Annotated in this window: 12 protein-coding genes; 11 read left to right on the plus strand and 1 reads right to left on the minus strand. The window is 49.7% G+C overall.

Going from position 1 to position 8,739, the window contains the following annotated elements; translation table 11 throughout:
- Positions 1 to 204: 204 nt before the first annotated feature.
- Complete coding sequence (locus AACR77_RS12465) at positions 205 to 474, minus strand: hypothetical protein (protein ID WP_052224736.1); 270 nt, start codon at positions 472 to 474, stop codon at positions 205 to 207.
- Positions 475 to 898: 424 nt separating this feature from the next.
- Here AACR77_RS12465 and AACR77_RS12470 point away from each other — a divergent pair, with 424 nt between their 5' ends.
- From AACR77_RS12470 to AACR77_RS12520, 11 genes are all read left to right on the plus strand, one after another.
- Complete coding sequence (locus tag AACR77_RS12470; protein WP_081999298.1) at positions 899 to 1,135, plus strand: hypothetical protein; 237 nt, start codon at positions 899 to 901, stop codon at positions 1,133 to 1,135.
- Positions 1,122 to 2,615, plus strand: a complete 1,494-nt coding sequence (locus tag AACR77_RS12475) for a replication initiation factor domain-containing protein (RefSeq protein ID WP_052224739.1) — start codon at positions 1,122 to 1,124, stop codon at positions 2,613 to 2,615. Before AACR77_RS12470 ends, AACR77_RS12475 begins: the two co-directional genes overlap by 14 nt.
- A complete protein-coding gene (locus AACR77_RS12480; protein ID WP_081999299.1) occupies positions 2,608 to 2,958 on the plus strand; it encodes a hypothetical protein in 351 nt (116 codons plus the stop codon). Before AACR77_RS12475 ends, AACR77_RS12480 begins: the two co-directional genes overlap by 8 nt.
- A gap of 103 nt (positions 2,959 to 3,061) precedes the next feature.
- Positions 3,062 to 3,286: a hypothetical protein gene (locus AACR77_RS12485; RefSeq protein WP_139721555.1), complete on the plus strand. Its 225-nt coding sequence runs from the start codon at positions 3,062 to 3,064 to the stop codon at positions 3,284 to 3,286.
- Positions 3,287 to 3,360: 74 nt separating this feature from the next.
- On the plus strand, positions 3,361 to 3,522 hold the full coding sequence (locus AACR77_RS12490; RefSeq protein WP_154109889.1) for a hypothetical protein: 162 nt from the start codon (positions 3,361 to 3,363) through the stop codon (positions 3,520 to 3,522).
- Between the two features lie 7 nt (positions 3,523 to 3,529).
- The gene (locus AACR77_RS12495; protein ID WP_052224737.1) at positions 3,530 to 3,745 is read left to right on the plus strand and encodes a hypothetical protein; all 216 of its coding nucleotides are present in this window, start codon (positions 3,530 to 3,532) and stop codon (positions 3,743 to 3,745) included.
- A gap of 282 nt (positions 3,746 to 4,027) precedes the next feature.
- Positions 4,028 to 5,848: a hypothetical protein gene (locus tag AACR77_RS12500; protein WP_156133342.1), complete on the plus strand. Its 1,821-nt coding sequence runs from the start codon at positions 4,028 to 4,030 to the stop codon at positions 5,846 to 5,848.
- 44 nt (positions 5,849 to 5,892) lie between these two features.
- On the plus strand, positions 5,893 to 6,210 hold the full coding sequence (locus tag AACR77_RS12505; RefSeq protein ID WP_042878245.1) for a DUF2523 family protein: 318 nt from the start codon (positions 5,893 to 5,895) through the stop codon (positions 6,208 to 6,210).
- A gap of 9 nt (positions 6,211 to 6,219) precedes the next feature.
- Complete coding sequence (locus tag AACR77_RS12510; protein ID WP_052224738.1) at positions 6,220 to 7,392, plus strand: zonular occludens toxin domain-containing protein; 1,173 nt, start codon at positions 6,220 to 6,222, stop codon at positions 7,390 to 7,392.
- Positions 7,393 to 8,027: 635 nt separating this feature from the next.
- Positions 8,028 to 8,222 carry a hypothetical protein gene (locus AACR77_RS12515; protein ID WP_139739371.1) on the plus strand — a complete coding sequence of 65 codons (195 nt, stop codon included), beginning with the start codon at positions 8,028 to 8,030 and terminating at the stop codon, positions 8,220 to 8,222.
- Between the two features lie 71 nt (positions 8,223 to 8,293).
- Positions 8,294 to 8,683 (plus strand): DUF6979 family protein, encoded by a 390-nt coding sequence (locus AACR77_RS12520; protein ID WP_139739370.1) that lies wholly within the window; start codon positions 8,294 to 8,296, stop codon positions 8,681 to 8,683.
- The last annotated feature ends 56 nt before the right edge of the window (positions 8,684 to 8,739 follow it).

Below are 8,739 nucleotides of genomic sequence, written 5' to 3' on the forward strand. Positions count from 1 at the left end.
ACTGCGCATAATGTCGCTGGCGTTATGTTGAGCGGTTTGCCCCTGCGATAATCCCGAAGGGCAGGGGACGCGACTAGGCCGCTACGTGGGCCAGCTCGCTGGCATCGTCGCAACGACAGAGCGCCCGTAACATAACGGCATTTATGCGCAGCCAGGCACAAAAAAAGCCCCGCTTTAGGGCAGGGCCGGACTCGAATTAGGCAGCTAGTCTTTTGGATGCTCTAAACCGGCATCATGTCCCCAATCAACTTCAGATCCAGTTGCGTTGGGAGCACACTGGGCCAGCAGTTCGTCCAGTGTGTAGCGCGGCTGGCCACGCAGTTTGGCGCGGGCACGCTCTACATCATCAAGCGCCGCTGTCAGCAGCGCCGGATCACCTTCTTCAAGAGCGGCTTGTAGATAGGCAACCATATCGGCCTCGGTAGCCAAGCCGTCAGCCGCATCAAATCGGCTCCATTGTTCAGTTCTCTTCATTCTGTCCTCCTGCGCCCGTAACAAACGGCCCCGCGTTAGGGCAGGGCGGGACTCGAATTGGGCATAGCTAACGCCCCTTCTTTCTCTTCACATATTCCTCATAATCGTCCTCTGTGATCGTTTGAATCCCTTTCAATATCAGTAGCTTAAGTACCTCTGTATCTTTGAGGCTGGTCTTGGTGGCAATCACTGCCCTGACCGTCTCCATTTCTACCTTTCGCCATGTCGGATCATCTATGTGCTTAGTCGGCATATTGATAACTCTGTTGTGAATGTGCTCAAGGTGATTCTAAACCGCTTTGATTCTAAGAAATGATATTTCTTGACAACTAAGACCTTAGAATCTAAGGTTTGGCTACTAATCTAATTTCTTAGAAATTTAGATTAATCGAAGGATATCATTCTGACTAAAGGGGGAAGGGTTGTGAGTACATCGATCAATCCGGTAAAACCAGAGCGAAACGCCTATTGGCAACATGAGCCAACGGGTGACATTTCTGCTTGTATCGCTGGTCAGGTTGAGTTCTTCACCGATCTCCGCGAACTCGGCTGTTATCTCTCGCTGACTTACCCCGATTTCGATTTCGTGCCTGTCGAAGTCACCGAGGAAACTTGGCGCGGGTTCTATGATCAGGGGGTCTTCTTTGATGACTGGTCATAACCCCAAAACCAAGATCGATTTCCTCTCCTTCACCTTCACGCCTGAACCGCTCAAGCGGATCACCGAGCTGGCAAAACAGGGGGCTTTGCTCAAGGCCATTCCGCGCTTTGATATCAAGTCCTCTGTTTTGGCGGCTGCCATGCCTACGCCTGCTGTCGATGGCATGATTTTCCGCCGTCCGGTTCCCGCACAGCCGGTACCGGCAAACCGTCTCGAAAAGGCAGAGCAGCGCCTCCGCGCCGTTGCTTATCCCGAGCCGCTTTATGTGGCCAAGTCCGAAGACGAAACGCCCGCAGTGATCACGCCGTCCATGACTCAAGCCATGGAGACCGTACTCGCTTCCCAGTACACAACCCGCGCTGACATTCACCGCGAACTCAAGGCCGTTTGCTCTAGCTTGCTCGATTTCTCCGAGTTTGAAGTGAACCCAAACGGCAAATACTGGGACGCTTACAACGACCTGATCCACAACTACGGGGTGCAGTTTCTCGATGCGCTCTGCTGCTCAGAACTGGAGATCTTCTTTGACGAGCTCAATCACCAAATTGGCGTCCCGATCCCTGCGCCTCGCTTTGCCGTCCGCCATCGTCGCGGGGGCCTTCACGGCTACAGCTACAGTGGGGACATTCTCATTGATGGCATTGCTTGCGGGCTTGTCGCTTGGGGAGCTGCCAACCATGGCTGCATGGTTTCTTTCACTGGGGCAGGATGTGATGGGCTGGATTTTGGGGCTCTTCATCGTGTCATTTCTGTGGTGCCTGGGCTCCGTATTACTCGAGTTGACCTCGCATTGGATGATTACTCAGGCTCGGTTATATCGTATCTCCGAGCGGTTGAAGCAGCGGAAATAGGCAATTTCCATCCGGCTCGCGGTACTGCTCCAAAATGGATGGCGATCCAGGCAGGGGAGTTTATCCCCGAGATCCACAACTCCATGCGGAAACGCTTTGGCATGATTGCTTCAGCTGGCTGCTCTTTCTATATCGGCTCACGGATTAATGGTAAATGTGCTCGTATTTATGAAAAGGGCAAGCAGATGCAATCGGCAGAGTATCCCAACTGGGTACGTGCCGAAGGTGAGTTGCACAGTAAAGACCGACAAATCCCGCTCGATGTGCTGGTTAATCCAGATCCATATTTTGCCGGAATGTATCCCCAGTTTTCAAAATGGCTTTCTGATGTATCAAAAAACGAAATTGAACCTGTACGCATCACCACGTTCAAGAACAAATTCAAAACTTGCCGAGATAATGCGGTGGCAAACATGTCAAAAATGGCTGGCCGCTTGGTCAACTATTTGAAAAATGTTGAAGGATTGACGGGTGATTCAATTGTAAATCAACTTATTGGGCGTTTGGGCCCTGATGATGTACCGGTACGGCTTTTGATGCCACTACCACCCGAGTTAGATGAAATTCCGCTTTTCGAGCCCAACTGCATGGGCATTAATAACCAAAATGGAGAGTTTAGCCATGTCTAAAATTACTGGCGTTATGGTTCTGTGTGTCACCCACGGCAAAGGTATTTCCCGTAAAGGAGCGACCCCCAAACCCTATGATTTCGCAAATATTCAATTCTTGGTCGCTGCAACCAACATTGATATGCCAGAGTGTCAAATCAATAACTGGGGCTTTGAAGCGAAGGAAATGCCATTGAAAAATGATCCAGTTGTACTGGCTAACATTGCTGACTGTCCGAAATTGCAGCCCATCACCCTGTTGTTGGAAGCTGACCCGCGCAACCCTGCCAGAAATATCGTGGCAGGCTTTGAAATTGAAGGCGGTGCTAAGAATGATGATTTTGGTCACCTTCATAAAAAATAGTATTAACCCAGTGTAAATTTACAATCATTAACTGACTGGCTTTTGTTGCCACTTCGCTTATTGTGTTATTCTCTAATGCTCACTAAGCAAGAGTAGGCATTTTATGCAATTTAAAGTAACGCCAAACGATGGCGACCCAATAGTTCATGGTTTCACAGAGAATAGAACTCATTTTATGGTTGGCTCTCTCATTCCAAATGGGAGCATAATTCACTATGAAGTCAATGATGAATGTGTTTTCCAAAGATCTTGTGCAGCAAAGACAGTTGATGAAATCAAGGAGTACATGCTTTATATCCATAGGGAATATTTAGCACAAAACCAGTAATGGCCTATTGCATTTCAGTTAACGAACAGGGGTTTCTGTATCGGACAGATACTCCTGTCAAAGAATGTTCCTCTATGATTATCCAAACCGTAGAGGAATATAAACAATCCACCGTTGATATAGCACCTTCAGATATCGCCATTATGTTTTCATGGGCGTTTGGCGCAGTTGTTGTTCTCGGTTGGTTTCCTGGCTTCGCTATCGGTGTAGCGAAAAAAGTCATTAATCTCTTGTGAGGTACTTATGTCTATTATCAAAAAAGCTATTCCTGCCATCATCGTTGCAGCTTCCGCACCGGCCTTCGCCGCTGGAGACACATCGGCTCTTGACCAGATGTTTGCTGCTGTCAACTTGGGAACGGTTGTCACCTTCGTTGCAAGTGCCGGTGTCACTATCGTTGGCATCGCACTGGCAACCAAGGGGATCTCCTTGGCCAAGCGCTTGGTCAGCAAAGCCTAATGACCGCTTCCTTTGCCTATATCGTCTTCATGTCGTCAATTATCACGATAGGGGGGCTATCAGGAATGGCGTTTGTTATGGGAATGAAGGGGGCATGAGCCCCCTTTTCTAATTGAAAGTTTCTCATGCGAAACTTTAGCCGCTAAAGTGAACTTTTCTCATGCGAAAATTTTAGCGGCTAAAGATAGCTGTAATGTGTTGTAGCGTCTTACAACGTACAACATATTACAATTCCATTTTCTCATGCGAAAAATTTAGCCGCTAAATTTTTTGGAGCCCCATATGTGGCGCAGACTTCTTGTGTACTCATTGTGCTTTCTCACCGCTTGGATACCTGTCAACCAAGCGCGCGCATTTTTGCCAGCATTTGCCCCAGTGGTTATGGCTATGGCCGAACAAGCCGCAATATGGACAGGCAGAACTTTAGCTACTCGCCTAGCCGTCCAATACGCAGCTGGCGCTGCTGCTGTTACTGCCGTTGCAATATCAACTCCGCCGTTGCTTAAGAACTTCGCAAAGGAGGATTTAAAGATCGACCCCTACGGTATGCTTTCTTTCCAGCTCAAGCGTTATGGGATTACTTTAAATGGTGATAGCCTCGATAATGTTAAGCGTTGTGATTTTTCTCAAAGTGGTTATCTTGACTGTGATTTGATGAAGGAGTTCAGTTATTCTCCTTATTCTGATTCAACTCCTGTTTCTAGCTGCATTCTTCCTAGTCGCATGACTGGCCTCCCAGACCCTTCTCAAAACAAATATGACGATCCATATTGGAAGCAAGGTGACAGAGCTCTTGATATGGCTACCTGTGTAGCTTCTATCACCGAGGAAGCTAAGGCTGTTCTTTTAATCCGTACTAGAGAGTATTTGGACACCAATGCTACTTGTAAGTTTTATCGGGAGGATATAGTTCCTCCTGACAATACAAGAGTTGTTTTTGCTAATCGTTGTGAGGCTAACCCATTATCTAAGGTTTTTTTTGGTATTTCTGGCACCAATTACCGCTTTGCCTATGACGTGGATATTGTTGTTAATGAGTTTAGAAATGACATTATGCTTAAATCTTCCGTTGTCACTTCTGCTATTTCTTATGACTATCAAACCGACCTTCTCAAGGTTCAATCAACAAACAAAGAAGAGGTTTTGGAAGAGTCGGTAGCGAGTGTTCTCGATGGTGTCAGCGTTGATGGTACTATCCCTGATCACTATTTGCAGGACATGAAAAATCCAGGCACCCGCCTTCCCAAGCCTCACCTGGTAGATAACTCGGTTGTCATTCCGGTTAAGCCTGATAACCGCCCAGACTTCGATATTATTGGGACACCTCCCGTTGTATTACCATCGGGTAAGCCACTACCTCCCGTCACTGACCCAATATATGGTGATGCCATTAATTCCGTTATCACCGGCAAACCGACTACAGACCCAGATACTGGCGCAATTGCAGGCGGTGTAATTCGCCCTGTTATCACTGGCCCGAAGCCAACCGTTCCAGGTGAAGGTAGCAATACTGGATCAGGCTCTGGGACGGGTACAGGGTCGGGAACTGGTTCTGGGACTGGCTCGGGAACCGGTACTGGTTCCGGCACTGGCACTGGCACTGGCACTGGCACTGGCACTGGCAGCATACCCAGCTCTGTTACCGTCTCCAACCTTGGCGGCCTAGAATCTCGTCTCGACCGCACCAATCAGCTATTGGCTACGACCAACGCCGTTGACCTTCATGGCGTAGAAACACGCATTGATGAAACTAACCGGCTGCTTTCCGACACCTTCACAACCAGCGTCCCCGCACAAACCCAGCCCGATACCGCACAGGGAACCTCTTGGTGGAAGTCTCGTTATCCCGCAGGGATGGCCGGTGTATGGAGCGGGTTTGCGCAAGAGCTGCAACATACCGCGCTCTTTGACTGGCTTAATGGCTTCCGCCTACAGCTGTCAGGGGGAGGGGAATACCCTACTTGGACAATCTGTTTTGACATGGGGTTCGCTGACTTCGGTTGCCATCAACTGACCGTTCCCCCGAATGTCTGGGTAGCCATTCGTGCTTTCGTCATTTTCTGCTCCGGCCTGCTGGCCAGACGTTTAGTCTTCGGCGGCTAAGTCCGCGCTGCTTGATTTTCTCATGCGAAAAATGAGGTGTTCTCATGCTTGATTGGTTTGCTCACCGCTGGAATGACTTCCTGAACCTGCTCTATTCACTGCTGCTGTCGCTTTTTGACATGCTCAAGGATTTGGCCTGCTTTCTCTTTGAAGCGATCTTGTCGATTGTTCACCTGGCTATTTCTGGCCTTGGCTCCATGCTCGGAACCATGAACATCATTCAATACTTCTCCATGCTCCCCGCTGATGTGCAGAACATCATGGCGATCGCGGGGGTGAATGATGCCTCAGCCATCATTGTGACGGCGATTGGTGTTCGCCTTGTACTCCAGCTGATCCCCTTCACCCGACTCGGTTCATAAGGAGGCAACATGGCGCTAAACATCATTGTTGGCCGTCCCGGCTCTGGCAAATCGTATGAAGCAGTTGCATTTCACGTGATCCCAGCCATCAAGGAAGGGCGTCGGGTGGTCACCAACCTGCCGTTGATGATGGATCATCTGATCGCAGTGTTTGGCGAGGAGGTGAGGGATCTCGTGGAGGTTCGTCAGGATGGCTTTAGTCGGGAACACGGTGCTATCAAGGCCTTCTCTGACCCCGAGCACTTCACCCAGGAGGAGTGGCGCAACGAGCAGGGGCAAGGCCCGCTGTTTGTCATTGATGAATGTCACTTCCAATACCCCCGAGCAGGGCGTAACAAGAAGGCAAGCGATGACCTCATCAACTGCTTGGAATATTTCTCCATGCACCGTCATTACGGTCACGATATTCTGTTCATGACCCAATCCCTTGGGAAGGTGCACAAGGATCTGCGTGACATGATCGAGATCCAGTTCTTGGTCAGCAAACACGCCGCTGCGGGCTCTGATAAAACCTACACCCGCAAAGTGCTCGATGGTGCGGGGGCTCGCGCAACCTGTCTTTCTGAATCTGTTCGCCGGTACGACAAGACGTTCTTTCCGTTCTACAAATCCCATACCCAAACAGAAGGCAGTGTTCAGGAGGCCAAAGCCTCCGACATTGTGCCGCTTTGGAAAAGATGGTGGTTGTGGTTGGCGGTGATCCTCATCTTCATCGGTGTTCCGATGAGCGTAAAGTCCCTGTTCAATATGCTGGGCAGTGATGAACTAGCATCGGAATCTATGCCGGTAGAGCAGGCACTAGCATCACCAGCGGCTGCTGACCCCGAAGTGAAGACGGCGGGCCCCGTCATGCCGACCACCCCCGCTAAAAGCGTGCAGGAAGCCCCATTCTCCAAGTTTGATATCACCATCACTGGCTGGGCGGATATATCCTACAAGGACAACACCGGTAAGTTTCATGCCCAGTTTGAGTACTACCTGGAGGCAAGGGGCGACAATGCCTATTCCTTCTCGATGAAACTGAGCGACTTAATGATGGCCGGTTATCAGGTCTATTCCCTTGGGCCTTGTCTGCTGCGCTTGGTATATGATGAACGGGAGCATTTTCTGTACTGTCAGGGTAACAAGCCCCAGCAAGAAAGCTCGGCAACGATGGCTCTCGCTGCGCTTCCCCTTAGTTAATCCACACCCAGATGCCATGCCTTGAGAAGGGGCCCCCGCCTGCGGGGTAGCGTCTCAAGGCTGGCATATCCTCAGAATTTCGCATGCGAAACTTTTACTCTTTTCCTCTTCGTGTGAAATGGTGACATACTCGGTTAAATATTTTTTGTTATCTCTCATTGTGCGTGCGACGCATGGGCTATTAATGGGGTAGGGGACAACCACACAGGGGCGATAGCCCCTATAAGCCGCCCTCTGCTGTCCATTTGGCCTCCAACCGTCTCGCGGCGAAACGCGCCCATCTTGCCCAAAGACTGGATCACCCCCTTTCCTGCCAAACCGATCTTTAATGCCCCAGTCAGAGCGACCAGCCGAAGGCTATGGGGCGCGGGTGGTGACTACCTTTGCTTCGTGTCGTAGACAAGCCGCTCTCAAGGTCTTACGCCGTCTTTGTCTTTATTCATTGGCTTGGGGCTGTCGATGTTCAAGCCCCCCGGGTAGTAATACGGGGGGAATTCCCAGACAACCATGCCCACAACATCCACGGGCGAGGGGGGTTATCTCTTACGAAGTAGTTTTTTGTTATTAAGGTATTGGTTTGCACGCAATAGCCCCAATATTCGAATGGAGCATGGTGCTCAACCGAGGAGTTAGGTATGTCAGTTAATATCGGTGATCGTGTTTACTATAAACATTACAGTTTGAGCATAGATAATAACCCTGCAATGTATGTAGAGTTCATCAATGGCGATGAGGTTACATGCAGTTATCTTGAGCGTGATGGCTCCGAGGCTGGTGTCGTAAGAACCGTTGTTTTGAACGTTCGCTCACTAGAGTCGCGTCAATTTTAATGCCGATAAAGCTAGTTATCGGCATTACACACCCAAGAGGCTTTCAGCCTCTTTACTTTGGGGAGTCTCCAGTGAGCTATGGAAATGTGGCCGTTGCCGCCGCGATAATGTGTGAGAACGATAAGCTGAACCCTTGTGAAGCGTGGGTTTTGGCTGCACAAGATGGTTTTCCGACAAGCTCATCATCTCAGGAAAAAAACTGCCCTAAGAGCGCGTTCTTGGGGCTCTGTAGCGAAGGTCTGGTTCGTGGTGTCAGCAAAGGCAAATATTCACGTTCAGTTCTCAACAGCTGTTATGCCGTTACGGCTGTTGAGATCCTCCAAACGCCTGATGGTCAAAGACTAGATCGAAATGGGCTTTGGGATGCGGTGATGGCTAAGACTGGAAAACAGCTCCGGCACAACTATCAGATGGACGTTGTTTTGGCTCTTTGGGATAAGCAACTGATTGATCTTGCGTAATGTGGGGCCTCTGGCCCCTTTGTGTTATCTACATGCATGACTGCGCATAATGTCGC

Origin of the sequence: Aeromonas sp. ZOR0002 (assembly GCF_963866995.1) — a bacterium.
Classification (GTDB): domain Bacteria; phylum Pseudomonadota; class Gammaproteobacteria; order Enterobacterales; family Aeromonadaceae; genus Aeromonas; species Aeromonas caviae.